Source organism: Pseudomonas sp. YQ_6, from assembly GCF_043103245.1.
Classification (GTDB): Bacteria; Pseudomonadota; Gammaproteobacteria; order Pseudomonadales; family Pseudomonadaceae; genus Aquipseudomonas; species Aquipseudomonas alloputida.
This window is the reverse complement of the sequence record NZ_JBICJR010000081.1, coordinates 1-24,632: the sequence shown is the minus strand read 5'-3', so window position 1 is coordinate 24,632 and position 24,632 is coordinate 1. Positions and strand designations below refer to the sequence as shown.

The following is a 24,632-nucleotide window of genomic DNA, read 5'->3' as shown; positions in this document are numbered from 1 at the left end:
TTTGGCAGATATCAGCTGTTTGGCAGTAACCGGCAGGTGATGCTTTTGATGTAGCGGGTTTCGGCGATGGCCGGGTGTACCGGGTGATCCGGGCCCTGACCGCCTCGCTCAAGCAGCTGCATGTTGCGGTCCAGGTGGCGGGCACTGGTCAGCAGGATGTTGTTCAGGTCGTCCTCGGGCAGGTGCATCGAGCACGAGGCGCTGACGAGGATGCCGTCTTTGTTCAACATGCGCATGGCCTGTTCGTTCAGGCGGCGGTAGGCCGCTTCGCCGTTTTTCAGGTCCTTTTTGCGCTTGATGAAGGCAGGTGGGTCGGCAATGATCACGTCGAAGCGTTCTTCGGCTGCCTTGAGCTCGCGCAGGGCTTCGAACACGTCGCCTTCGATGCAGGTCAGCTTCTCGCTGATGCCGTTCAGTGCAGCGTTACGCTCCACGCCGTCCAGGGCAAAGCCCGAGGCATCGACGCAAAACACTTCGCTGGCGCCGAAGGCACCGGCCTGCACGCCCCAGCCACCGATGTAGCTGAACAGGTCGAGTACACGCTTGCCCTTCACGTACGGTGCCAGGCGGGCGCGGTTCATGCGGTGGTCGTAGAACCAGCCCGTCTTCTGGCCTTCGCGCACCGGGGCTTCGAACTTGACGCCGTTCTCTTCCAGCGGCACCCAGTCCGGCACTTCGCCGTAGACGGTCTCGACATAGCGCTGCAGGCCTTCGGCGTCGCGCGCGGCCGAATCGTTCTTGAACAGGATGCCGCTGGGCTTGAGCACCTGCACCAGTGCGGCGATCACGTCATCCTTGTGCGCTTCCATGGTGGCCGAGGCCAGCTGCACCACGAGGATATCGAAGAAGCGGTCGACCACCAGGCCAGGGAGCAGGTCGGAGTCACCGTAGACCAGGCGGTAGCACGGCTGGTCGAACAGGCGCTCGCGCAGCGACAGGGCGACGTTCAAGCGGTGTACCAGCAGCGACTTGTCCAGCGGCAGCTTGATGTCGCGTGACAGCAGGCGGGCGCAGATCAGGTTGTTCGGGCTCAGTGCGACGATGCCCAGCGGCTTGCCGTTGGCTGCCTCGAGAATGGCCTGCTGACCCGCCTGGAAGCCTTGCAAAGGGGTCGCGCTGACATCGACTTCGTTGCTGTAGACCCACAGGTGGCCGGCGCGCAGGCGGCGGTCGGCATTGGCTTTGAGGCGAAGGCTGGGCAGGGACATGACGTCGCTCCGGGAAAAAGAGCGGGATTATAGCGTGTCTGCTGTGCTTTCGCCTTTAGAGGTGTGGTAACTGGGAGCGCTTAGAGGGTTAAAATGCCGCGTCCTAAACGAGTGTGCACGTATGTCCCAAGAACTCAGCGCCGAACAGATCCAGCAAGCCTTGCAAGGCATCACCATCCCGCCTCAACCGCAGATCATGGTCGATCTGCAGTTCGAGCAGTACATGCCTGACCCAGACCTGGAAACCATCGCCAAGCTGATTTCCCAGGACCCGGGCCTCTCTGGTGCCTTGCTCAAGCTGGTCAACTCTCCGCACTTCGGCTTGTCGAACAAGATCGGTTCGATCCAGCGTGCGGTGAACCTGCTGGGGAGCCGTTCGATCATCAACCTGATCAACGCCCAGTCGATCAAGGGCGAGATGAGTGACGAGACCATCGTTACCCTCAACCGCTTCTGGGATACCGCCCAGGACGTCGCGATGACCTGCCTGACACTGGCCAAGCGTACCGGCATACAGGCGGCGGACGAGGCCTATACCCTTGGCCTCTTCCATGACTGTGGCGTGCCGTTGATGCTCAAGCGCTTCCCCGATTACATGGACGTGCTGGAAGAGGCATACGCCAAGGCCGACGAAGAAACACGCGTGGTCGATACCGAAAACCGCACGTTCAACACCAACCATTCAGTGGTCGGCTACTTCACAGCCAAATCCTGGCGCTTGCCCGAGCACCTCACTGCGGCCATCGCCAACCACCACAATGCCTTGGCCGTGTTCCGCGACGATACCTCGCGCAATACCCAGAGCCAGCTGAAAAACCTGCTGGCGGTGCTGAAGATGGCCGAGCATATCTGCGCGTCCTACCGGGTGCTGGGCAACCAGTCGGTGGACCACGAATGGAATGCGGTCGGCCCTTTGGTGCTCGATTACATTGGCTTGTCGGAATACGATTTCGAAAACCTCAAGCAGAATATTCGCGAGTTGGGCGGACACTGACACATGCCGGAATTGCCAGAAGTAGAAACCACCCGGCGCGGTATTGCGCCACACCTGGAAGGCCAGCGCGTCAGCCGTGTGGTGGTACGCGACCGACGCCTGCGCTGGCCGATTCCGGAAGACCTTGATGTGCGCCTGTCAGGGCAGCGCATCGTCAGCGTGGAGCGACGCGCCAAGTACCTGTTGATCAATGCCGAAGTGGGGACGCTGATCAGCCATTTGGGCATGTCGGGCAACCTGCGGCTGGTCGAGCTGGGCTTGCCGGCGGCCAAGCATGAGCATGTCGACATCGAGCTGGAGTCCGGGCTGATGCTGCGCTACACCGACCCACGCCGCTTTGGTGCCATGCTGTGGAGCCTGGATCCTCTGAACCATGAGCTACTGCTGCGCCTGGGGCCTGAGCCGCTGACCGACCTGTTCGATGGTGAACGGCTGTTCCAGCTGTCCCGCGGGCGGTCGATGGCGGTCAAGCCGTTCATCATGGACAACGCGGTGGTGGTAGGGGTGGGCAACATCTACGCCACCGAGGCGCTGTTTGCCGCCGGTATCGACCCACGCCGGGAGGCGGGCGGGATTTCCCGGGCGCGCTACCTGAAACTGGCGATCGAGATCAAACGGGTGCTGGCGGCGGCGATCGAGCAGGGTGGTACCACCTTGCGTGACTTCATCGGTGGCGATGGGCAGCCAGGGTACTTCCAGCAGGAACTGTTTGTGTACGGGCGTGGCGGGCAGCCGTGCAAGGTATGCGGCACTGAGTTGCGCGAAGTGAAGCTGGGGCAGAGGGCGAGCGTGTACTGCCCGCGCTGCCAACGATAAAACGTTCGCTGCAAACCTGTTGAAGCAAAACCTGAACGTTGGCGCGGTAACTGTGGGAGCGGGCAAGCCCGCGAAGCAGGCGACGCGATGAATGGCACCGGCTGCGCCGGTGTTCGCGGGCATGCCCGCTCCCACAGGGAGCGTGCAGCGAAGGGCAGTGATCAGCCCTTGCCAGTGATCCGGCGATACTTGGCCATCAGCTGTTCTTCGGTTTCCGGGTGCGCTTCATCCAGCGGGATGCAGTCGACCGGGCACACCTGCTGGCACTGCGGCTCGTCGTAATGGCCTACGCACTGGGTGCACAGGTTAGGGTCGATCACGTAGATCTCTTCGCCTTGGGAGATAGCCTCGTTCGGGCACTCGGGTTCGCAGACGTCGCAATTGATGCAATCGTCGGTGATGATCAGGGACATGGGGACTCCGGCCGGGGCTCACAGCCCGGGCATGTTCAACGCAATGGGCACAATTGTGCCGCATTCGCGCCCGCAGTGCACGCGGGCGCGACAATCAGGCGTCAGGCTTGCTTCTTGAAGCGTTCAGTCAGTGCGTCGGCCACCACCGGGTGGACGAACTTGCTGATATCACCGCCCAGCGCAGCAATCTCCCGGACCAGGGTCGAGGAAATGAACGAATAACGCTCCGACGGCGTCAGGAACAGGCTCTCGACATCGGGGGCCAGTTGCCGGTTCATGTTCGCCAGCTGGAACTCGTACTCGAAGTCGGACACCGCACGCAGGCCACGCAGGAAGACGTTGGCGCCCTGTTCCTTGGCGAAATGCGCCAACAGGGAAGAGAAGCCGATGACTTCGACATTGGGCAGGTGCTTGGTGACCTCACGGGCGAGCTCAACCCGTTGTTCCAGGGGGAACAAAGGGTTTTTCTTGGGGCTGGCCGCCACCGCGATGATCACGTGGTCGAATAGCCGCGAAGCGCGCTCGACCAGATCGCCATGGCCTTTGGTAATGGGGTCGAAAGTACCCGGGTACAACACTCGGTTCATCGCGTCATCCTGGCTGGAGTGCGTTGGGGAGTCGGATGGTAGCGCAGCGACGGCGCCCCGGCCAAGTCATGCGGCCGACTGATGGCACTATAGACAGGGGCCATGTTCGTTGTCATGCGCTGTGTGCCAGGCGGCTGACCAGTGCTTCGCTGAGCCTGGCGCTGATGGCATACACCGACAATTGCGGGTTGGCGCCGATGCTGGTGGGGAACAGTGAACCGTCGTGAATCGACAGGTTTTCCAGCTGGTGATGGCGGCCCAGGCTGTCGCACACCGCGTGGCGCGGGTCTTCGCCGAGGGCACAGCCGCCCATTACATGGGCGCTGCCCAAGCGCGTGCGGAAGGGCTCCAGACGCAGTTTGTCGATCATGGTCAGGGCCTGTTCCAGGCTAGAGGCGGCGCTGGCGTCGCTGTGCACCGGGGTTACCTGGGTGGCGCCAGCAGCGAACTGTATTTGCGCCATGCTGCGGTAGGCGCGCCGCAGGCCATCCCGCAGGTAGTCGGTGACCGGGTAATCGAGCACGGGTGAACCATCGCCGCGCAGTTCCACGGTCCCGCCTTGGCTTTCGGGGTGAAAACCATCGCGTAGCAGCGCCAGCATCACATGGGTATGTGGCAGCTCGGCCATGCGCTGGGCACTTTCGTGGCCGAGCCCGCCCAGCAGGGTGCTGGCCAGGGCCGGATGCAGCGGCGGTACTTCCAGCTTGTAGCCAGCCGGGCCGTCTACGCCGCCTTGCCACTGAAAGTGATCGCTGTAGATCGATTGCGGGGCGCCATGGTAGGGGTCGATACGCTCGCTGAAGCGTGCCGCACTGAAGTTGACCAGGTGCAGGAAGGTTCGCTTGCCCAGGCGACCATGCGGGTCGGGCGCGGCAGAGCGCAGCAGCAGGGCCGGGCTGTTGATACCGCCACCGGCCAGGAGGTAATGGCGTGCCCGCACGCCGACCTGCCTGCCGGTAGGGTGTATGCCCTGGGCGTCCAGGGCCTGGCATGTCAGGCTCTGAATGCGTTCGCCGTTGTGGGTGAAGCGCTCGGCCCGCGCCAGGTACAGCAGTTCGCCGCCTTGCTCGAGGGTGGCAGGTATACGGGTCACCAGCATCGATTGCTTGGCATTCACAGGGCAGCCCATGCCGCAGTAGCCCAGGTTCCAGCAGCCGCGCACATTGCGCGGGATCACCCCCCAGCGGTAACCCAGCTGTTCGCAGCCCCGGCGCAGCACATCGTTGTTGGCATTTCGGCGGCAAGGCCCAAGGGCTGATGCCCAGTTCCTGCTCCATGCGCTCGAACCAGGGGCGCAGTTCATCCTCGCCCAAACCGTTCACGCCATGGACCGAGGCCCAGTGCGCCAGGGTTTGCGGTGGAGTACGAAAGCTCGAGGTCCAGTTCACCAGCGTGGTGCCGCCCACGGCGCGGCCCTGCAGGATGGTAATGGCGCCATCCTTGCTCATGCGCCCCAGCCCTTCCTGGTAAAGGCTGGCGTAGGCTTCGCTCTCCAGCAGGTGGAAATCGCTGCTGGTCTTCAGGGGGCCTTCTTCGATCAGCAGTACCTTGAAACCGGCAGCGCTGAGCATCTGCGCACTGGTGGCGCCGCCGGCACCACTGCCGATCACGGCAATGTCGGCCTCCAGAAACAGGTCGTGCTCCAGGCGAGAGGCGTCGTGGGTGATCCAGCCGCGTTCGAGGCCTTGGCGAAACGGGTCGGGGACAGGCATTGGCGATGCTCTTGTTGTTTTCAGATTTTCGGTGGGCCCGGGTAACCGCAGTCTGCCCAGGATTCGGGGCGTTCGTACCAGGCCATTTGCAGCAGTTGCAGCAACGAGGCGTGCCCCATGCGTAGCAGGTTCAGCGAGCTGTCCTGCCAGCGTTGCAGGAACGCCGTGACCTGCGTGGCGCCAGCTTGGCCCCAGCTGCCCCAGACGCCGGTCAGCGGGCCGCGAGTCAGCGGCAGGCTGAGCACGTCGAACAATTGCCGGGTGAGCTTGAGCATTTCCGGCGACAACGCCGCCAGCTTGTTGTCGAGGCTGCGCAACACCGGCGCATCGGTGGCCTGTGTACCGGCCAGGACCACCGGGATCAGCGCACGCAGCAGGGGCAGGTCGTCGTCACGAAGTACCTGATAGCCGGTTGCGGCGGTTTGCACGCTGCACCCCACCAGGCTGGCACCCGCCAGAAAAGCACTGGCGCCGAGGCTGAAGCGCAGCAGGTCGCGGCGGTGCATGGCGCGGCCCTCAGCGGATGAATAATTTGTAGACCAGGCGTTGCAAGGCTTTGCCATAAGGCGGGTAGATCAGCCGTGCGGCGTTGAAGCGTTGCTTGGCAAGTACCGCCTTGGCCTTGCTGAAGGTGAGGAAACCGTCATGACCATGGTAGTGGCCCATGCCTGAAGGCCCGATGCCGCCGAAGGGCAGATCATCCTGGGCAACATGCAGCAAGGTGTCGTTCAGGCACACACCGCCGGAGTGGGTGTGACGCAGCACATGCTCCTGGGTGTGGCGGTCATAGCCAAAGAAGTACAGCGCCAGTGGGCGTGGGCGCTGATTGATGTAGGCCAAGGCCTGGTCGAGGCTGTCATAAGGCACTAACGGCAATAGTGGGCCGAAGATTTCGTCTTGCATCACCTGCATGCTGTCGTTTACGTCCAGCAGCAAGTGTGGCGGCAGGCGCCGGCCCTGAGGGGCTTCGCCTGGGTACAAGTCGAGTACTTGCGCGCCTTTGGCGCGGGCATCATCCAGCAGGTGCTGCAAGCGCTGCAACTGGCGCGGGTTGATGATGGCGGTGTAGTCGGGGTTGTCGGCGATGCGCGGGTACAGTCGGTGCACGGCGCGCTGGTAGGCGTCGCTGAAGGCGGGCAGCCGTTCGCGTGGCACCAGTACGTAGTCGGGGGCGACGCAGGTCTGGCCGGCGTTGAGGGTCTTGCCGAAGGCGATGCGCTCGGCGGCGCTGTCCAGCGGCACGTCGTCAGAAACAATAGCGGGGGATTTGCCACCCAGCTCCAGGGTGACCGGGGTCAGGTTGTGTGCGGCAGCCTGCATCACCTGGCGGCCCACGCTGGTGGCACCGGTGAACAGCAGGTGGTCGAAGGGCAGGCGGGCGAAGGCCTGGCCCACCTCGACCTCACCGAGCACAACGTTGACCAGGTCTGTGGGGAACACACGCTCGAGCAGTTGCTGCAGGGCCAGGCCAGTCGCGGGCGTGGCCTCGCTAAGCTTGAGCATGACCCGGTTGCCGGCGGCCAGGGCGCAGGTCAACGGGCCGATGGCGAGGAACAACGGGTAGTTCCACGGCACGATGATGCCGACCACGCCCAAGGGTTGATAGCGCACCTGTGCGCTGGCCGGCTGGAACGCCAGGCCGACGCGGCGTCGGCGTGTGCGCATCCAGCGTTGCAAGTGCTTTTCGGCGTGGCGCAGGCCTTGCACCGACGGTAGCAGTTCGGCCAGCAAGGTCTCGTCCGCGCTGCGCCCGGTAAAATCCTGGCTGATGGCTTCGATCAGTTCTGCCTGGCTGCTCAGCAAGGCTTCACGCAGGCTTTTCAGCCACTGCCGCCGCTGCGCCGCTGGTGGCAGCGGGTTACCGGCAAAGGCCAGGCGCTGGGCCGCGAACGTCGTCGCGAGGTCGAGGTCGAATTGCACAGGGGGCAAGGCACTGGGCGAGTTCATGGTGGTGTCGAGTCCGGGCCGGGGTTGCCTAGAGCCTATACTCTAATTTGTACCATGGTGCGAATTTTTCCATGCCGCTCAACGGTGCATTCCATCTGTAATACGCCGTAAGATAAGCCTTTGATGAAAGCCTGCAGACTGGGAGCTGAGCATGGCCCCGCGCATGAAGACCCGAGAGCGCATCGTGCAGAACAGCCTGGAGCTGTTCAACCAGCAGGGCGAACGCAGCGTCAGTACCAACCACATTGCCGCGCACATGGAAATCTCGCCCGGCAACCTGTATTACCACTTCCCCAACAAGCAGGCGATCATTGCCCTGTTGTTCAGCCAGTACGAAGCGCTGGTGGACAGCTTTCTGCGCCCGCCGCAGGGCCGCGCGGCAACCGTGGAAGACAAACGCTTCTACCTCAAGGCCTTGCTGGCGGCTATGTGGAACTACCGCTTCCTGCACCGTGACCTGGAGCATCTGCTGGACAGCGACGCCGAACTGGCCGCCCGTTACCGGCGTTTTTCCGAACGCTGCCTGCGCCAGGGCCAGGCGATCTACCGCGGCTTCGTCGAGGCAGGGATCCTGGCCATGGTGCCGGCGCAGATCGAATCGCTGACCATCAATGCCTGGATCGTGCTGACATCATGGGTACGTTTTCTTAGCACCACGCGTGAACATTCCGCGCACTTGGGTGAAGAAGCCTTCAAGCGCGGCGTCTATCAGGTGCTGGTGCTGGAGCTCGGTTTCGTCACCGACAATGCCCGTCCTGCCGTGGACGCGCTGTGTCAGGAATTCCATGTACCGTTCAACCAGGCTCTGGAGCACTAGCCCAGGGCTCTTGTGCCATAGATCAGGAGATTGTCATGCCCCTTGCGCAATTGATCACCCCGCAGCAGTTGGCCGAGCGTCTGGGCTCGCCCAAGTTGGTGATCCTCGACTGCCGCTTTGCCCTCGAGGATGTGGACTATGGCCAGCGCAGCTATGCCCAGGGGCATATTGAGGGGGCGCATTTTGCCGACCTGGACCGGGATCTCAGCGGGCCGGTGAGCAAGGGGCGCACCGGGCGCCACCCATTGCCCGATCCGCAGCAGCTGGTCGAGCGCCTGCGAGAGTGGGGCCTGAACAACGACAGCGAGGTGGTGCTGTACGACGACGGCCCCGGCGCCTTTGCCGCCCGCGCCTGGTGGCTACTGGTCTGGCTGGGCAAGCGCAGCGGTGTGGCGATTCTCGACGGTGGCCTGAAGGCTTGGCACGCGGCGCACCTGCCGTTGAGCCTGGACCCACCGCCCAAACGTGAGGGCACTTTCAGTGGTGAACCTGACGCGAAGCTGCTGATCGATGCCGACCATCTGGGCAAGCGCCTTGGTAGCACAGACCTGACTTTGATCGATGCGCGTGCCTTGCCACGTTTTCGCGGTGAAGTGGAGCCGATCGACCCGGTGGCGGGGCATATTCCCGGTGCCCAGTGCGCAGCGTTTACCGACAACTTAGGCGCTGATGGGCGCTTCTTGCCTTCGGACCAACTCAGGCAGCGCTTTGCCGAAATGCTTGCCGAGCGGGCGCCGGAGCAGTTGGTGTCTTACTGCGGATCCGGGGTGACGGCTTGCCATAACCTGTTTGCCTTGGCGTTGGCAGGCTACCCGCTAGGCAAGCTGTATGCCGGGTCGTGGAGTGAGTGGATCAACAATCCCGCGCACGGCGTGGCTACGGGCGAATAGATCCAGCTCGGGCTAGGTACCCTCGACCAGCCACTGCGGAATCCGGCGCTCCAGGTAATACCCCGGATTGCGCAGACTGCCGTCCACAAAGCCCACATGCCCGCCACGGCTATGCAGTTCGAAGCGGGTTTGCGATGCCAGTTCACGGGCTGTGGGCAAGCTGTGGCAGGACACGAACGGGTCATCGCTGGAATGGATGATCAGCGTCGGCGTGCGATTCTGGCCCAAGAAGAAATGGCTCGATGAGCGACGATAGTAGTCGTGCACGTCGCGAAACCCGTTCAGGGGGGCGGTAACCCTACCGTCGAAGTCCCAGAATGTGCGCAACTTGGTCAGTGGCCCCAAGCGCTGCAGCGTCGCCAGCCGGTCATGTTGGCCGTTGGCGTGAAAGTGCTGCTGCTTGAGCTGTACATACGCCAGCATTTCGCGCATGAAGTGCGCTTGGTAAACCTTGGAGAAACCTCGGCCAATGCGGTCGGCACAGTGGTCCAGGCGAAACGGCACCGATACTGCGACCGCCGCCTCCAGCTGGCTGGCGACCCCGCTCTCGCCCAGGTATTTCAGCAGAACGTTGCCCCCCAGCGAGTAACCCACCGCGTACAGCGGCGCCAGTGGGCGCTGGGCGCGCAGGTGGCTGACAATTTCGGCCAGGTCCTCGCTGGCGCCGGAATGGTAGCTGCGGGGCAGGAGATTGGGCTCGCCCGAGCAGCCGCGCCAGTTCGCTGCCACACTGGCCCAACCGCGTGCGTGCAAACTTTGCTGCAGGCCTTTGACGTACGGCGAATGGGACGAACCGGTCAGCCCGTGCAGCACCAGCACCAATGGCACATTCGGCTGGTGCGGGCCGTGCCAGTCCAGGTCGATGAAGTCACCGTCGGCCAGCCACAAGCGTTCGCGGCTACGTGGCAGGTCCGGCAGCTTGCGCCACAATGGCCCCCACAGCGTTTGCAGATGGGGGTTGGACAGGCCGAAGGCTGGGTGGAACGTGGCGCTGGTAGTGGGCATGCTGGGCGACTCATGTTGTGCCTGCCTAGAGTGCCATGAAACAGCGCCACAGTACCTGCGCTATTGGTAGAGGGCCGGCAACGCTTGCTGCTCGGCTTGAGGGCCGACACTGACCAGCACCTTCTGGTCCAGGTCGAGCCGGCGCTGCATGACAGCGCGAAGGTCCGCTGGGGTCAGCCTGCCGATGCGCTCGATGTAGGTGTTCAAATAGTCCGCGGGCTGGTTTTGATGGGTGATCTGCGCGAGCAACGCTGCCAGGCTCTTGTTTTGCGCTATCCCGCGTAGCTGTTGCCCGGCCAGACGATTGCGCGCCAGGTCCAGCTCGGCCTGGGTCGGGCCTTGGTCGATGAAGTCGCGCAGCAGCTCCTCTACCAAAGCCTGCGAGCCTTGCACGTACGCAGGGGCGATTTCCCACGAGATGGTCAACAGGCCACCGGCACTCATGGGCGACACTCGACTGTAGATACCGTAGGTCAGCCCACGGCGTTGGCGCATTTCCACCATCAGGCGGGATTCGAGGTCTGCCCCCAATACCTCGCTAGCCAACACCAGCGCTGGATACTCCGGGTCATTGGCGGGTACGTTCATGGGCACTGCCAACACCAATGCACTGCTGGCACCATCCTGCTCGATGTTCACAGTTGCACTGGCTGCTGCCGGCACGGCAGGCAGCTTTACGGCGGACCAGCCTTGGGGCAGGGCCTGGCTTATTTGCTGGGCAATGTCTTGTGCATCAGCAAGGGAGAGGTCCCCGACCAACACCATTTCCAGGTTGCTGGCGGAATAAGCACGCTGGTGGAATGCCCGCAAGTCCTCAGGGGTGACAGTTGCCATACCCTCGGCTGTGCTACCCCAAGGGTTGCCGTAGGGGTGCCCCTTGAACAAATGGCGGAAAACTTCGCTCCGGGCCCTGATGTCGGGGCGCCGTTCTCGTGATGCATTGGACTGCAACAGCTGGCGCTTTACCGTCTCCAATGCAAGGGCTGGAAAGGCAGGGCGTGCGGCAAGATCGATGAAAAGCGCCAAGGCAGGATCAAGCAGAGCCTTGCTGCTCAGGCTGCGCAGGCTCAATGTCGCGTGCTCCAGGCGGACCTGTTTGTCCATGATCACGCCCAGTCGCTCCATGCGCTCGGCTTGCTGGGCGGCGGTGTAAAGCTGGCTGCCCTCGTCGAGCATATGCAGCGTCAGGGCTGCCAGGCCGGATTGCAGGGGGGCTTGGCTTGTGCCGGCCTTGAACCGCAATACCACATCGACGATAGGTAACCCACGTGCTTCGACGAACTTCACACCTGCGCCTGTTGCTGTTGTCCAGGCTTGCACATGTGTCTGATGGGGCGTGAGCTGGTTCAGGTCCAGCCCCTGGGCCGAGATCAGGCCGCCAAAAATATTATCGCCATCGGCCGTATGCTGGGGCTGCGCAATAGTGTCACTCATCAGCGCTCTCCTTGGTGTGCATGAAAGTGATAGCGGCTCGGTCTTCGGTGAGGAAGTCCAGGGCAGCCTGGCCAACTTGTTCGGCTGTCACGGCGTTGATGGCCTGCCGTTCATCGTCCAGCGTCACGGGGTCCAGGCCGCAGCTGGCCTGCTTGCCAATGGTTTCTGCCTGTTTGCCGATATCGTCCATTTCGAACAGTCGCCTGGCCAGCAGCCGCGCTTTGGCGCGTTGAAGGCCTTCTTTGGAGGGGGCGGAGTGGCGGAACGCATTGATTTCCAGCATCAGCCTTTCGGCTGCTTCTTCTGGCGTAACGTGTGGGCTGCAGAACGCGTAGAGGGTCAGCAGGCTGTCGCCCCGTTGCCAAGGCTCATAATCTGACCGGATCCCCCGCAGCAGCGGTTCCTCCAACACCAACCTGCGTTGCAAGGTGCTGGCTTGGCCGTCGGCCAGGATGTCGGGTAGCAGCCTCAGTGCATAAGCTTGCTCATCAGACTCGGCGGTACATTGGCTGTGGAGGTTGAAACTGAGGATCACGCCCGTGTACAGGCCTTGCAAGCGCAGGGTCTGGTAGCGCCGTACAAGACCGGGCGGGGCTTTGTGGGGTTGTCGCAGCGGCAGGCGATTGGCGGGGATCGCTGAAAAGTGCCGGGTTACCAGGGTTTGCAGTTGTGGCAAGGCAATGTCGCCGGCTACCGCAAGCGTGGCGTTGTTAGGGTGATACCAGCTTTGGTACCAGGTACGTGCTGCAGCCAGCGTCATGTGGCCAAGGTCCGCTTTGTGACCGATCACTGGCGTGCCGTAGCCGCTGTTGCCATAGGCCAGTAGCTGGTGATGCTCCAGGGCCAGCGCGAGAGGGGTGTTATCGATATTCTCACGTCGCTCGGCCATGACCACTGCCAGTTCGCGAGCGAAGGGTGCGCTGTCGAGGGTAGCGCTTGCCATCACGTCGGCCATGGCTTCCAACGCGATCTCCAGGCGATTGCTGGGTAATGTAAGCGGGAAGACCGTGGCTTCTTGGGCAGTGAATGCATTCGGATTGCCACCAAGGCGGGCCATGAGCGCGGAGTACTGGCCGCCGGCCAACTTGCTGCTGCCTTCGAACAGCAGATGCTCCAGTGCGTGAGAAAGGCCGGTGTGGCCTTCAGGCTCGTAGCTGGAGCCGACGTGATACCACAGTTGCGCACTGACCAGTGGCGCGCGCCTGTCTTCACGAAGGTACACACGCAAGCCATTGGCCAGTGTAAAAGCGCTTACTGCGCTGGTGGGCGCAGGCGGGGAAGGGTTTCGGGGCATGGTTGACGCGCTCCTGCAAGAATAGAAGGAGAAGCTTCAGCCATGCCCCAGGCCGGTTGGCGGTAACTAAATACGCCAGCCCCGGGTTATGTGGTCAGGCCCGCTGCCAAAGTGCGTAGTGCACCTGGCCAGTCTTTTTTTCACGGTGCAGGCGCCAGTTGCCTGGCAGCTGCAAGGTCGAGGGTGCCGCTTCGCTTTCTGTGTAGACCCATGCCTGCTCGCTCAACCACTGATGCTGCTCCAGCATGTTGCAGGTGTTGGCCAGCAGGTCCTGGTGGAACGGCGGGTCGAGGAACACGACATCGAACTGCTGCTTGGCCGGGGCTTGCAAGTAGCGCAGGGCGTCGGTTTGCAGAATTTGCCCGCGAGGACAGCGCAGGATTTCGAGGTTGTTCTTCAGGTTGGCGATGGCCGCAGGGTTGCTGTCCAGCGCCACGGCATCCTCGGCCCCACGGGACAGGGCTTCGAGCACCAAGGCACCGCTGCCGGTGAAGGCGTCCAGCACGCGGGCGCCCTCGATGTAGGGTGCCAGCCAGTTGAATACGGTTTCCCGTACGCGGTCAGGCGTTGGCCGCAGGCCTTCGCCTTCCGGCACCGCCAGGCGGCGGCTGCGCCACTCGCCGGCGATGATGCGCAGGTGGCCCTGGCCCTTGCTTTGGCCCGCCTGCGGGCGGGCGGGAGGGGTGGATCTTGGCATTAGTGCTCCGGTACCCCGAGCGATTGCTCGGAGGGCTTGTCAGTGGGTGCTGGCAGCGGTTTTTGTGGCACTTTCGGGCCAACGGTGACGATTACCAGTTTATCGGCTGACAGGTGTTTGTTCATGGCTGCCTTGACCTGTTCGACGGTAAGGGCCTGGGACTGTTGCATGAAGTCCTCTAGCCAGGTCAGCGGCAAGTTGTAGAAGCCGATTGCGCCCAGTTGGCCGACGATGCTGGCATTACTGGCATTGGACAGCGGGAAGCTGCCGGCCAGCTCGCGCTTGGCATCGTCCAGTTCCTGTTGGGTAGGGCCGGTCTTCAGGTAGTCGGCGAGAATGCCTTGCACCAGCTTGAGCGTACCTTCGCTGAGCTCGGCACGGGTTTGCAGGTTGATCATGAACGGGCCGCGTACCTGCATCGGGCTGAATACCGAGTAAACGCCGTAGGTCAGGCCACGCTTCTCTCGCACCTCGCTCATCAGCCGGGTACCGAAGGCGCCACCACCAAGGATCTGGTTGCCCAGCGACAGGGCTGGCCAGTCCGGGTCCTGGCGGTCGATCCCCAGTTCGGCCAGCATCAGGTGGGTCTGCTTGGACGGGAAGTCGATGTGGGTCAGGCCGGCCTTGGCGTCTGCGGGTTGGGCCGGTGCGGCCAGCGCAGGGCCCTTGGGCAGGCCGGCAGACACCTGTGCGGCGATGGCTTCGGCCTCTGAACGGCTGAGGTCGCCGACCAGGGCGATTACCGCATTGCCGCCGGTATAGGCCTTCGCGTGGAACGCGCGCAGTTGGGCAAGGCTAATGCCCGAAATGCTCTCTGCGGTGCCGTCGCTTGGGTGGGCGTAGGGGTGGTCGCCATAGAGCTTGCCGAAAAGGGCCTTGCCGGCGATCTTGCCGGGGTTTTGCTTCTCATATTCGAAGCCAGCCAGCATCTGGTTCTTGATGCGCTTGAGGGCATCCTCGGGGAATGTCGGCTTGCCCGCCACCTCGGTAAACAGTTTGAGGGCCGGTTCGCGCTTGTCCTTGGTACTGAGGCTGCGCAGCGATGCGACGGCCATGTCGCGGTAGGAACCGTTGCCAAAGTCTGCGCCCAGGCCTTCGAAGCCTTCGGCGATGGCGGTGACGTCCTTGCCGGCCACGCCCTCGTTGAGCATGGCGTTGGTCAGAGCGGCCAGGCCTGGCGTGCCGCCGTCCTGGCTGCTGCCGGCGGCGAAGGTGACACGCAGGTCGAACATGGGCAGTTCGCGGGCCTCGACGAACAGCACCCGGGCACCTTCGGCGGTGTTCCAGTGCTGAATGTTCAACTGACGCCGGCTGGGGGCCTTGCCATTCAGTTCGGCCAGCGACTGCAAGGTGTTGGCCGGGCGGGCCGCGCTGCTGTCGGCCTTGGCAGCGTTATCGGCCATGGCCGGAGCGGCCAGCACTGCCGCCAGCGCCAGGGCACGAATGCCCGTGGCCAGCAGGGTTGGGCGTGGTGCGCGGCGATCACTCATGGGCGGACTCCTCGGGCAGTACATGGGCAACGCTCAGGCGTTCGCGGGTGAAGTAGGTGCGCGCGGCGTTCTGGATGTCCTGCGGGGTGACGCGCTTGAGCTCGTCCAGTTCGCTGTCGATCAGCTTCCATGACAGGCCGACGGTTTCCAGCTGGCCGATGGTAGTGGCCTGGCTGCTGATGGAGTCGCGGTCGTAGACCAGGCCGGCGATGACCTGGGCGCGTACGCGTTCCAGCTCTTCGGCGCTGGGCGGTGTGCTCTTGAGTTCTTCAAGCAGCTGCCAGATGCCCTTCTCGACGTCGGCGAGGGTTTTCTGCTTCTGCACATTCGGTGTCGCCGAGATCAGGAACAGGCTGTCGCCGCGGGTGAAGGCGTTGTAGCTGGACGACGCGCCGGCCACCAGTTCCTGGCCACGCTCCAGGCGGGCCGGCATGCGGGCGCTGTAGCCGCCGTCGAGCAGTGCCGAAATCAGGCGCAGGGCGTGCACCGTCCGAGGGTCCTTGGCGGTGGGCAGGCCGGGCACGTTGAAGCCGTAGATCAGGCTTGGCAGCTGGGTTCGTACGTGCAGGGTCAACTGGCGCCAACCTGGTTCGGCCAGTTCCAGAGGCAGCTTGGCTGGCGGTACGGCGCGTTTGGGTATATTACCGAAATACTTCTGCGCCAGGCCCTTGACCTCGTCGGCGGTGACATCACCGACCACCACCAGAGTGGCGTTGTTGGGGGCGTACCAGGACTCGTACCAATGGCGCAGTTCCTCGACCTTCATGCGCTCCAGGTCGGCCATCCAGCCAATGGTCGGCGTGTGGTAGCCGCTGGCCGGGTAGGCCATGGCGCGGAACAGCTCGAATGCCTTGGCATTGGGCTGGTCGTCGGTGCGCAGGCGGCGTTCTTCCTTGATGACCTCGATTTCGCGGCTGAACTCGTCGGCAGGCAGGCGCAGGCTGGCAAGGCGGTCGGCCTCCAGTTCCAGGGCTACCGGCAGGCGGTCGCGGGCCAGCACTTGGTAATAGGCGGTGTAGTCGTCGCTGGTGAAGGCGTTTTCATCGGCGCCGAGGTCACGCAGAATGCGCGAGGCCTCGCCGGGGCCGACCTTGGCGCTGCCCTTGAACATCATGTGTTCCAGCGCATGGGACAAGCCGGTCTGGCCCGGGGTCTCGTAGCTGGAGCCGACCTTGTACCAGATCTGCGAGACCACCACCGGGGCGCGATGGTCTTCGCGGACAACGACCTTCAGGCCATTGTCGAGGATGAATTCGTGGGTGGGTTGCACATCGGCGGCAAAGGCCGCGAGCGGCAGGCAGAGCGTGCCGAGCAACAGGCCAGCGGCGCGGCGGGCTAGAGCGTTCATACGGTGTTTAACCTGTTCGGCGGCCCGCTGGGTTTAGCGTCGGCGGGCCAGGAGGTGCTAGGATACTGATCCGGTTGCCTGGCGACCATGCCTGTCGCCGTTCTGGCCCACAGGACACTAAGTCAAAACGTTGCGCATGAACCAGCCGGCTTCAAGATAGTCTGTTCTGCGTAGAGAGAATTCCCGATTGGCCATAGCTGGCCTATCGCTACCCTGAGATAGCCGTCTTCCATGTTTGGTTCCAACGACGACAAAAAAGCGCCGGCCGAGGCTGGTGAGAAGAAAGGCCTGTTCAGCTGGTTTCGCAAGAAGCCGCAGCCACCTGCGGGAGCGGGCGTGCCAGCGCATGAACCCCCCGCTGTCGAGCAGTCTGCAGCCGCTCCGGTCGAGGGGTCTGCCGCCGAAGCGCCACAGGCCCCCGAACCCGTTCAGGCCCCTGCGGCCCCACAGCTGGCTGAGCCGCAGCCGGTCGCCGCACCCCCCCGGCCCGCGGTAGTCGAGGCCCCCGTTCCTGAGCCGGTTGCGTCCCAGCCGTTGCAGGCTCCTGAGCCAGAGCCGGTCGCATCCCAGCCGCTGGTGGCACCTGCACCGCAGCCGGTTGCGTCCATGCCCTTGCAGGCGGCCCCTGTCGAGTCTGCCCCTGTCGAGGCCGCCACGCCGGTCAGCAACCTGGTGCTGCCGGTTGCCGAAGAGCCCGTGGCCCTGGTGCCGGACCTGGAGCCGAAAGCACCGCCCGCAATCCCGGAACGCGCGGTACCAGCCCCGGCGGCGCCTGTTGCGGCACCCGTCGAACAGGCCAAGCCCGGCTTCTTCGCGCGCCTCAAGCAAGGCCTGTCCAAGACCAGTGCCAGCATCGGCGAGGGCATGGCCAGCCTGTTCCTCGGCAAGAAGGTCATCGACGACGACCTGCTCGACGAAATCGAGACGCGCCTGCTGACTGCCGACGTGGGTGTGGAAGCTACCTCGGCCATTGTCCAGAACCTGACCCAGAAGGTCGCGCGCAAGCAGTTGGCCGATGCCGATGCCCTGTACAAATCGTTGCAGGAAGAACTGGCTGCGTTGCTGCGCCCGGTCGAGCAGCCGCTGAACGTACAGGCCCAGAACAAACCCTATGTGATCCTTGTGGTTGGCGTGAACGGCGCCGGCAAGACCACCACCATTGGCAAGCTGGCGAAAAAGCTGCAACTGGAAGGCAAGAAGGTCATGCTGGCTGCCGGTGATACCTTCCGCGCAGCCGCGGTCGAGCAGTTGCAGGTGTGGGGTGAGCGTAACCAGATTCCGGTGATCGCCCAGCACACGGGTGCCGACTCTGCTTCGGTAATCTTCGATGCCGTGCAGGCCGCCAAGGCCCGTGGCGTCGACGTGCTGATCGCCGACACTGCCGGCCGCCTGCACACCAAAGACAACCTGATGGAAGAGCTGAAGAAGGTCCGCCGGGTCATCGGCAAGCTCGACGCTGAGGCGCCGCACGAGGTGCTGCTGGTGCTTGACGCCGGCACCGGCCAGAACGCCATCAGTCAGGCCAAGTACTTCAACCAGAGCGTCGAGCTGACCGGCCTGGCCCTGACCAAGCTGGACGGCACTGCCAAGGGCGGGGTGATCTTCGCCCTGGCCAAGCAGTTCAACATCCCGATCCGTTTCATCGGCGTCGGTGAAGGCATCGACGACCTGCGTACCTTCGAAGCCGAGCCGTTCGTCAAGGCTCTGTTCGCCGAGCGAGATTGACCATGATCCGATTCGAGCAGGTTGCCAAGCGCTATCCCAACGGTCATGTGGGTTTGCATGAGCTGAGTTTCCGGGCGCGCCGGGGCGAATTCCTGTTCGTCACCGGCCACTCGGGCGCTGGCAAGAGCACCTTGCTGCGCCTGTTGCTGGCCATGGAGCGCCCGACCAGCGGCAAGCTGATGCTGGCAGGGCAGGACCTGGGCCAGATCAGCAATGCGCAAATCCCGTTCCTGCGCCGGCAGATCGGCGTGGTGTTCCAGAACCACCAGCTGTTGTTCGACCGCACGGTGTTCAACAACATTGCTTTGCCGCTGCAGATTCTCGGCCTGTCCAAGGTCGAGATCGCCAAGCGCGTGGACTCGGCCTTGGAGCGTGTATCGCTGTCCGACAAAGGCGAGCTGTTCCCGGCTGACCTGTCCACCGGGCAGCAGCAGCGGGTGGGTATCGCCCGCGCCATCGTTCACCAGCCGGCTCTGCTGCTGGCTGACGAGCCCACCGGTAACCTCGACCCGCGCCTGGCTGCAGAGATCATGGGTGTGTTCGAGGACATCAACCGCCTAGGCACGACGGTATTGATCGCCAGCCACGACCTGGCGCTGATCGCGCGCATGCGCCATCGCATGCTGACCTTGCAACGCGGCCGCTTGATCGGCGATGGGGAGGCCGGGCAATGAACACAACACGTACGCCGAAGGTTTCCGAGCGGGTTGCACCGAAACCGGCCGATCCGCAACCTGCGAAGAAAAAACGCGGTGAAGACGATGATGGCCCGGACTTCAGCACCCTGCTGCATGCCTGGCTGGAAAGCCACCGTGCCAGCTTGGCCGACAGCCTGCGCCGCCTGGGCAAGCAGCCGATCGGCAGCTTCTTCACTTGCCTGGTCATGGCCGTGGCGCTGAGCATGCCGATGGGCCTGTCCTTGTTGCTGAAGAACGTCGAGCAGCTTGGCGGTTCGTGGCAGCGCGCTGCGCAGATTTCGCTGTACCTCAAGCTTGATGCCGGCAGCCGCGATGGCGAAGCGCTGCGCGACGAGATCAAGGGCATGCCTGGCGTGGCGGACGCCCAGTATGTCAGCCGCGAGCAGGCCCTGGAGGAGTTCCAGCAGCAGTCCGGCCTGGGCGAGGCCTTGCGCGAACTGCCAGACAACCCACTGCCGGGTGTGGTGGTGGTAACCCCGACCGAGGTCGACAAGCCGGCCCTGGACGCCTTGCGTCAGCGCCTGGCGGAGTTGCCGCGGGTGGACGTGGCGCAACTGGACCTGGTCTGGGTCGAGCGCCTGGCAGCCATCCTCAAGCTGGGTGACCGCTTCGTCTTCGGCCTGGCCGTGATGCTGATTTCTGCCCTGCTGTTAGTAATCGGTAACACAATTCGTCTACACATTGAAAACCGTCGTATCGAGATCGAAGTGATCAAGCTGGTCGGCGGCACCGACGCCTACGTGCGCCGGCCGTTCCTGTACATGGGCGCCCTGTATGGCCTGGGTGCAGGCCTGCTGGCGTGGGGCATCCTGGCGTTTGGCCTGAACTGGCTGAACGAGGCGGTGGTAGGGCTTTCCGGGCTGTATGGCAGTGACTTCGCCCTGGGCGGCGTTCCGGCTTCCGATGGTCTGTCGCTCTTGATCGGAGCAGTGTTGTTGGGGTATATCGGTGCATGGATTGCAGTCGCCCGCCACTTGAACGAGCTGGCGCCGCGATAGTTTTTACGTGCCAGCATTGACATTTTCTTCACTGCGGAACTTGTACCGTCGTTCCAGGTCAATGTTGGCAGCGCCCACAAGGTGCGAGTTTTGTAAGTCGGAGGTTCTTGAATGACCACATCGTTGCAACCTGCCTATGCCCTGGTACCCGGTGCAAACCTGGAAGCCTATGTGCACACGGTCAACAGCATCCCGCTGCTGACGGTCGAGCAGGAGCGTGATCTGGGCGAGCGTCTCTATTATCAGCAGGATGTCGAGGCCGCTCGTCAGATGGTGATGGCCCACCTGCGTTTCGTTGTACATATCGCCCGTAGTTATGCCGGCTACGGGTTGGCCCAGGCTGACCTGATCCAGGAAGGCAATGTCGGCCTGATGAAGGCCGTCAAGCGCTTCAACCCTGAAATGGGTGTGCGCCTGGTGTCGTTCGCCGTGCACTGGATCAAGGCAGAGATCCACGAGTTCATTCTGCGCAACTGGCGCATCGTCAAGGTGGCTACCACCAAGGCTCAGCGCAAGCTGTTCTTCAACCTGCGTAGTCAGAAGAAGCGCCTGGCGTGGCTGAACAACGACGAAGTGCATCGCGTGGCGGAAAGCCTTGGCGTCGAGCCGCGCGAAGTGCGCGAGATGGAAAGCCGCCTCAGCGGCCAGGACATGGCCTTCGACCCGGCAGCGGAAGCTGACGACGACAGCGCCTTCCAGTCGCCTGCGCATTACCTGGAAGACCACCGTTACGATCCGGCGGTGCAACTGGAGGATGCCGACTGGAGTGACAACTCCACCAGCAACCTGCACGAAGCGCTGCAGGGCCTGGACGAGCGTAGCCGCGACATTCTCTACCAGCGTTGGCTGGCGGAGGAGAAGGCCACGCTGCATGAACTGGCAGACAAGTACAGCGTATCGGCTGAGCGTATTCGCCAGCTGGAGAAGAATGCGATGAACAAGGTCAAGGCACTGATCGCTGCCTGATCGAGTCTGGGTTGTAAGGAAAAGCCGCTGGCCCTGATGGGGTGAGCGGCTTTTTTATTTGTGCTGGCTTTGCCGGCCTATTCGCGGGTAAACCCGCTCCTACAGGGGATGCGGTTGCCCGTAGGCGCGGGTTTGCCCGCGAGGAGGCCGGGCACGCGGTTGCCCGTAGGAGCGGGTTTACCCGCGAAAGGGCCGGGCCTGCATTCAAAGCTTTCTGGAGGAGTCCAGCTGCATCAGGTAGCTGGGCCCACCCAACTGGCTCATCTGCCGGCGAATCCAGCCGGCCCGGCTGGCCACGTAGGCACTCGGTCGGCTGGCACTCCATTTGATGGGGCTAGGCAGCACCGCAGCCAGCTGCGCCGCCTGCTGGCGGCTGAGCCTGCTGGCGTCGACACCAAAGTGATAACGCGCCGCTGCCTGGGCACCAAACACGCCCTTGCCCCACTCGGCGCTGTTCAAATAGACCTCGAGAATCCGCTCTTTCGACCAAAACAGCTCAATCAGTGCGGTGAACCAGGCCTCCAGCCCCTTGCGAAACCAGCTGCGGCCTGACCACAGAAACAGGTTCTTGGCCACTTGTTGGGTCAGGGTGCTGGCGCCGCGAATGTTGCCACCGCGCTCGTTGTGGGCCAGCGCCGCCTGAATGGCCGGGAGGTCGAAGCCCCAGTGGTTGGCGAACTTCTGGTCCTCGCCAGCAATGACTGCAACCTTGAGCTCATCGGAGATGTTCTCCCATGGCTCCCAGTCGCGCTGCAGGTCGATCGGTTCACCATTCACCCAAGACTGTACCTTGCGCTCGACCATCAGCGCCGTGCCGGGCGGTGGTACCCAGCGGAACACCAGCACCAGCACGATGCTGCCGGCAACGAACCAGAGCAGGGCGCGGGAGAGGCGACGGATAAGCGTTGACAGCATGTCGATGGCTTGGCCCTAAGGGTGGAAGGGGCCATTATACAGACCCGATACAAGGAGTCGTCCCATGCTTCGCAGCTTCCTGATGCTTGCCGCCTTTTTCGGCTTTACCGGTGTCGCCCTGGGCGCCTTCGCCGCTCATGGCCTGAAAAACCGGCTGACGGCTGACTACCTGGCGATCTTCCACACCGGCGTGACTTACCAACTGGTCCATGCCTTGGCCATTCTCGGCGTTGCGGTGCTCTCGGCGCACCTGCCCGGGCGCCTGGTCGGGTGGGCTGGCGGCCTGTTTGCGTTGGGCATCGTGCTGTTCTCCGGCAGCCTGTACCTGCTGACCCTCAGTGGCCTTGGCAAGCTTGGCATCATCACCCCGATTGGTGGCTTGTGCTTCCTTGTCGGCTGGCTGTGCCTGGGCCTGGCAGCCTGGCGGCTGGGCTGACCGAGTGGTCCACAATCACGACTAATGGCGTGCACCGCCCTTGGGTTGCAGGGCGGTTCGGCGCTAGAATGCTGGCCCCAAAGAACAATGGTGGCCGTGCGCATGCGCATTAAATTGAACGGTGAACCTTACGAACTGCCTGCCGGCGAAAGCGTTGCAGCCCTGCTGGCGCGCCTGGAACTGACCGGGCGCCGTGTTGCAGTGGAACTGAACCTGGATATCGTGCCGCGCAGCCAGCACGACAGCACGCTGCTGAATGACGGCGACCAGGTCGAAGTGGTCCACGCCATCGGTGGCGGCTGACAGCAGCCCGGCGGTTCACAAGCAAGCCCTGCAACCTTTTCCCGAGGAACAACGATGAGCAACGTTCGTAGCGACAAGCCCTTCACCCTGGCCGGGCGTACTTTCCAGTCGCGCCTGCTGGTCGGTACCGGCAAGTACCGTGACATGGAAGAAACCCGCCTGGCCACCGAGGCCTCGGGTGCCGAAATCGTCACTGTCGCTGTGCGCCGCACCAACCTTGGCCAGAATGCGGGCGAGCCGAACCTGCTCGATGTACTGTCGCCCGACAAGTACACCATCCTGCCGAACACTGCAGGCTGCTTTGACGCGGTGGAAGCGGTACGCACTTGCCGTCTGGCCCGCGAACTGCTCGATGGGCGCAAATCGCACGAGTCCCGGACGCTGGTGAAGCTGGAAGTGCTGGCCGACCAGAAAACCCTGTTCCCCAACGTGATCGAAACCCTCAAGGCAGCCGAAGTGCTGGTCAAGGAAGGTTTCGACGTCATGGTCTACACCAGCGACGACCCGATCATCGCCCGTCAGCTGGCCGAAGTCGGCTGCATCGCGGTCATGCCGCTGGCTGGCCTGATTGGTACCGGCCTGGGTATCTGCAACCCCTACAACCTGCAGATCATCCTGGAAGAATCCAAGGTGCCGGTGCTGGTCGATGCTGGCGTGGGTACCGCATCCGACGCCACCATCGCCATGGAAATGGGCTGTGAGGCAGTGCTGATGAACTCGGCCATCGCCCATGCCCAGCAGCCGGTGCTGATGGCTGAGGCCATGAAGCACGCCATTGTTGCGGGTCGCATGGCCTACCTGGCCGGTCGTATGCCGAAGAAACTCTATGCCAGCGCCTCCTCGCCGCTGGATGGTCTGATCAAGTAAGAGCAACTGATGACTGAATCGCACGATACGCCGATCACCCCCGACGGCGAAGCCCGCCCACACCGCCGCATCAAGAGCTTCGTGATGCGTGCCGGGCGCATGACCGAAGGCCAGCAACGCGGCCTGGATCAAGGCGGCCCGCTGTACATCCTGCCACTGGCTGACAGCCCGGTGGACTACGACCAGGTGTTCGGCCGTTCGGCCCCGCGCACCTTGGAGATCGGTTTCGGCATGGGCCATTCCCTGTTGGAAATGGCGGCCGCCGCCCCTGAGCAGGACTTCATCGGTGTGGAAGTGCACCGCCCGGGTGTTGGCGCGCTGCTCAATGGCGTGCTGACCCAGGGGCTGAAAAACCTGCGGGTGTATGACTGCGATGCCATCGAAGTGCTGAACCGCTGCGTGGCGGATAACAGTCTCGATCGGTTGATGCTGTTCTTCCCAGACCCTTGGCACAAGGCGCGTCATCACAAGCGCCGCATTGTCCAGCTGGAGTTCGCCGAGCTGGTACGTCGCAAGCTCAAGCCCGGTGGTGTGTTCCACATGGCCACCGATTGGGAGCCGTATGCCGAGTACATGCTGGAAGTGATGAGCGCAGCTCCTGGCTATCGCAACCGTGCGGCAGACGGCACCTATGTGCCGCGCCCCGAAGAGCGCCCGATCACCAAGTTCGAACGCCGCGGTGAGCGGCTGGGACATGGGGTGTGGGACTTGAAGTTCGAGAAGACGGATTGAGCGGCTGATACGGCTTTTCGATGTGCTGATGCCTGCAGGAATGCAGGCGAAAATAACCGCCTTGAGAAGGGCGGTTTTTTTTCGGTAATACACAACACCTCAGGGCATGCCCGCGAAGAAACCAACGTGGTGGATGGCACCGGCTTTGCCGGTGTTCGCGGGCGGCTGCGACGGTGAGCGGCGGGTGGAGATTGGCCATCAGGGCCGGCCCATTCGCGGGTGAACCCGCTCCTACAGCGGTCTGTGTCCAACCCCCGAGATGTGTCCACCACCAATCTGTGTAGGAGCGGGTTTACCCGCGAATACGGTGGCGGCAGCAACAGTGCATGGCGGGTGGAAA

Annotated in this window: 23 protein-coding genes and 2 pseudogenes; 12 read left to right on the top strand and 13 right to left on the bottom strand. The window is 63.2% G+C overall.

Features of this window, described 5'->3' with window-relative positions:
• Positions 1-11: 11 nt before the first annotated feature.
• On the bottom strand, positions 12-1,208 hold the full coding sequence (locus tag ACF8FG_RS26175) for a class I SAM-dependent rRNA methyltransferase (protein WP_004575470.1): 1,197 nt from the start codon (positions 1,206-1,208) through the stop codon (positions 12-14).
• Positions 1,209-1,383: 175 nt separating this feature from the next.
• Between ACF8FG_RS26175 and ACF8FG_RS26170 the strand changes: the two genes are divergently transcribed.
• Together ACF8FG_RS26170 and mutM are read left to right on the top strand one after the other, a co-directional pair.
• Positions 1,384-2,202, top strand: coding sequence for an HDOD domain-containing protein (locus ACF8FG_RS26170; RefSeq protein WP_178095734.1), 819 nt, complete (start codon positions 1,384-1,386; stop codon positions 2,200-2,202).
• A 3-nt stretch (positions 2,203-2,205) separates the two neighbouring features.
• Positions 2,206-3,018 (top strand): bifunctional DNA-formamidopyrimidine glycosylase/DNA-(apurinic or apyrimidinic site) lyase, encoded by an 813-nt coding sequence (mutM, locus tag ACF8FG_RS26165; RefSeq protein WP_010955661.1) that lies wholly within the window; start codon positions 2,206-2,208, stop codon positions 3,016-3,018.
• Positions 3,019-3,179: 161 nt separating this feature from the next.
• Here the strand turns inward: mutM and ACF8FG_RS26160 are convergent, their stop codons facing one another.
• The 5 genes and pseudogenes from ACF8FG_RS26160 to ACF8FG_RS26140 form a co-directional block, all read right to left on the bottom strand.
• Positions 3,180-3,431: a YfhL family 4Fe-4S dicluster ferredoxin gene (locus tag ACF8FG_RS26160; RefSeq protein ID WP_003249063.1), complete on the bottom strand. Its 252-nt coding sequence runs from the start codon at positions 3,429-3,431 to the stop codon at positions 3,180-3,182.
• Positions 3,432-3,532: 101 nt separating this feature from the next.
• The gene (gene coaD / locus ACF8FG_RS26155) at positions 3,533-4,018 is read right to left on the bottom strand and encodes a pantetheine-phosphate adenylyltransferase (protein ID WP_010955660.1); all 486 of its coding nucleotides are present in this window, start codon (positions 4,016-4,018) and stop codon (positions 3,533-3,535) included.
• 112 nt (positions 4,019-4,130) lie between these two features.
• Positions 4,131-5,730, bottom strand: a pseudogene (locus ACF8FG_RS26150) (GMC family oxidoreductase N-terminal domain-containing protein).
• 20 nt (positions 5,731-5,750) lie between these two features.
• Positions 5,751-6,236 carry a hypothetical protein gene (locus ACF8FG_RS26145; protein ID WP_014592739.1) on the bottom strand — a complete coding sequence of 162 codons (486 nt, stop codon included), beginning with the start codon at positions 6,234-6,236 and terminating at the stop codon, positions 5,751-5,753.
• Between the two features lie 10 nt (positions 6,237-6,246).
• A complete protein-coding gene (locus ACF8FG_RS26140) occupies positions 6,247-7,677 on the bottom strand; it encodes a coniferyl aldehyde dehydrogenase (RefSeq protein ID WP_014592738.1) in 1,431 nt (476 codons plus the stop codon).
• 151 nt (positions 7,678-7,828) lie between these two features.
• On the opposite strand from ACF8FG_RS26140, the gene ACF8FG_RS26135 reads away from it, so the two are divergent.
• Together ACF8FG_RS26135 and ACF8FG_RS26130 are read left to right on the top strand one after the other, a co-directional pair.
• Complete coding sequence (locus ACF8FG_RS26135; protein ID WP_003249070.1) at positions 7,829-8,494, top strand: TetR/AcrR family transcriptional regulator; 666 nt, start codon at positions 7,829-7,831, stop codon at positions 8,492-8,494.
• A 35-nt stretch (positions 8,495-8,529) separates the two neighbouring features.
• Positions 8,530-9,384: a sulfurtransferase gene (locus tag ACF8FG_RS26130; RefSeq protein ID WP_014592737.1), complete on the top strand. Its 855-nt coding sequence runs from the start codon at positions 8,530-8,532 to the stop codon at positions 9,382-9,384.
• Positions 9,385-9,396: 12 nt separating this feature from the next.
• On the opposite strand, the gene ACF8FG_RS26125 is transcribed toward ACF8FG_RS26130, so the two are convergent.
• From ACF8FG_RS26125 to ACF8FG_RS26100, 6 genes are all read right to left on the bottom strand, one after another.
• The gene (locus tag ACF8FG_RS26125; RefSeq protein ID WP_014592736.1) at positions 9,397-10,389 is read right to left on the bottom strand and encodes a hydrolase; all 993 of its coding nucleotides are present in this window, start codon (positions 10,387-10,389) and stop codon (positions 9,397-9,399) included.
• 60 nt (positions 10,390-10,449) lie between these two features.
• Complete coding sequence (locus tag ACF8FG_RS26120; protein WP_014592735.1) at positions 10,450-11,823, bottom strand: pitrilysin family protein; 1,374 nt, start codon at positions 11,821-11,823, stop codon at positions 10,450-10,452.
• Positions 11,816-13,117 carry a pitrilysin family protein gene (locus ACF8FG_RS26115; protein WP_318078907.1) on the bottom strand — a complete coding sequence of 434 codons (1,302 nt, stop codon included), beginning with the start codon at positions 13,115-13,117 and terminating at the stop codon, positions 11,816-11,818. Before ACF8FG_RS26115 ends, ACF8FG_RS26120 begins: the two co-directional genes overlap by 8 nt.
• A gap of 94 nt (positions 13,118-13,211) precedes the next feature.
• Positions 13,212-13,814: a 16S rRNA (guanine(966)-N(2))-methyltransferase RsmD gene (rsmD, locus tag ACF8FG_RS26110; protein WP_119713207.1), complete on the bottom strand. Its 603-nt coding sequence runs from the start codon at positions 13,812-13,814 to the stop codon at positions 13,212-13,214.
• Entirely contained in the window at positions 13,814-15,304 is a 1,491-nt protein-coding gene (locus ACF8FG_RS26105; protein WP_119713208.1) for a pitrilysin family protein, read from the bottom strand. The genes rsmD and ACF8FG_RS26105 overlap by 1 nt, the downstream gene beginning before the upstream one ends.
• Entirely contained in the window at positions 15,297-16,652 is a 1,356-nt protein-coding gene (locus ACF8FG_RS26100; protein WP_004575476.1) for a pitrilysin family protein, read from the bottom strand. The genes ACF8FG_RS26105 and ACF8FG_RS26100 overlap by 8 nt, the downstream gene beginning before the upstream one ends.
• Before the next feature lie 231 nt (positions 16,653-16,883).
• Here ACF8FG_RS26100 and ftsY point away from each other — a divergent pair, with 231 nt between their 5' ends.
• The 4 genes from ftsY to rpoH all read left to right on the top strand — a co-directional run bounded on the left by ftsY (position 16,884) and on the right by rpoH (position 21,039).
• The gene (ftsY, locus tag ACF8FG_RS26095; protein ID WP_135199437.1) at positions 16,884-18,377 is read left to right on the top strand and encodes a signal recognition particle-docking protein FtsY; all 1,494 of its coding nucleotides are present in this window, start codon (positions 16,884-16,886) and stop codon (positions 18,375-18,377) included.
• 2 nt (positions 18,378-18,379) lie between these two features.
• A complete protein-coding gene (ftsE, locus tag ACF8FG_RS26090) occupies positions 18,380-19,051 on the top strand; it encodes a cell division ATP-binding protein FtsE (RefSeq protein ID WP_003249079.1) in 672 nt (223 codons plus the stop codon).
• Entirely contained in the window at positions 19,048-20,073 is a 1,026-nt protein-coding gene (ftsX, locus tag ACF8FG_RS26085; RefSeq protein WP_014592730.1) for a permease-like cell division protein FtsX, read from the top strand. The genes ftsE and ftsX overlap by 4 nt, the downstream gene beginning before the upstream one ends.
• A 111-nt stretch (positions 20,074-20,184) precedes the next feature.
• Positions 20,185-21,039: an RNA polymerase sigma factor RpoH gene (rpoH, locus tag ACF8FG_RS26080; RefSeq protein ID WP_009684917.1), complete on the top strand. Its 855-nt coding sequence runs from the start codon at positions 20,185-20,187 to the stop codon at positions 21,037-21,039.
• Positions 21,040-21,243: 204 nt separating this feature from the next.
• On the opposite strand, the pseudogene mtgA reads toward rpoH, so the two are convergent.
• Positions 21,244-21,989 (bottom strand): annotated as a pseudogene (gene mtgA, locus ACF8FG_RS26075) (monofunctional biosynthetic peptidoglycan transglycosylase).
• 29 nt (positions 21,990-22,018) lie between these two features.
• Here mtgA and ACF8FG_RS26070 point away from each other — a divergent pair.
• From ACF8FG_RS26070 to trmB, 4 genes are all read left to right on the top strand, one after another.
• Positions 22,019-22,390 (top strand): DUF423 domain-containing protein, encoded by a 372-nt coding sequence (locus ACF8FG_RS26070; RefSeq protein WP_014592729.1) that lies wholly within the window; start codon positions 22,019-22,021, stop codon positions 22,388-22,390.
• A gap of 102 nt (positions 22,391-22,492) precedes the next feature.
• On the top strand, positions 22,493-22,693 hold the full coding sequence (thiS, locus tag ACF8FG_RS26065) for a sulfur carrier protein ThiS (protein WP_003249090.1): 201 nt from the start codon (positions 22,493-22,495) through the stop codon (positions 22,691-22,693).
• A gap of 54 nt (positions 22,694-22,747) precedes the next feature.
• Positions 22,748-23,560, top strand: coding sequence for a thiazole synthase (locus tag ACF8FG_RS26060; RefSeq protein WP_003249091.1), 813 nt, complete (start codon positions 22,748-22,750; stop codon positions 23,558-23,560).
• 9 nt (positions 23,561-23,569) lie between these two features.
• A complete protein-coding gene (gene trmB / locus ACF8FG_RS26055; RefSeq protein WP_014592727.1) occupies positions 23,570-24,292 on the top strand; it encodes a tRNA (guanosine(46)-N7)-methyltransferase TrmB in 723 nt (240 codons plus the stop codon).
• Positions 24,293-24,632 lie beyond the last annotated feature (340 nt).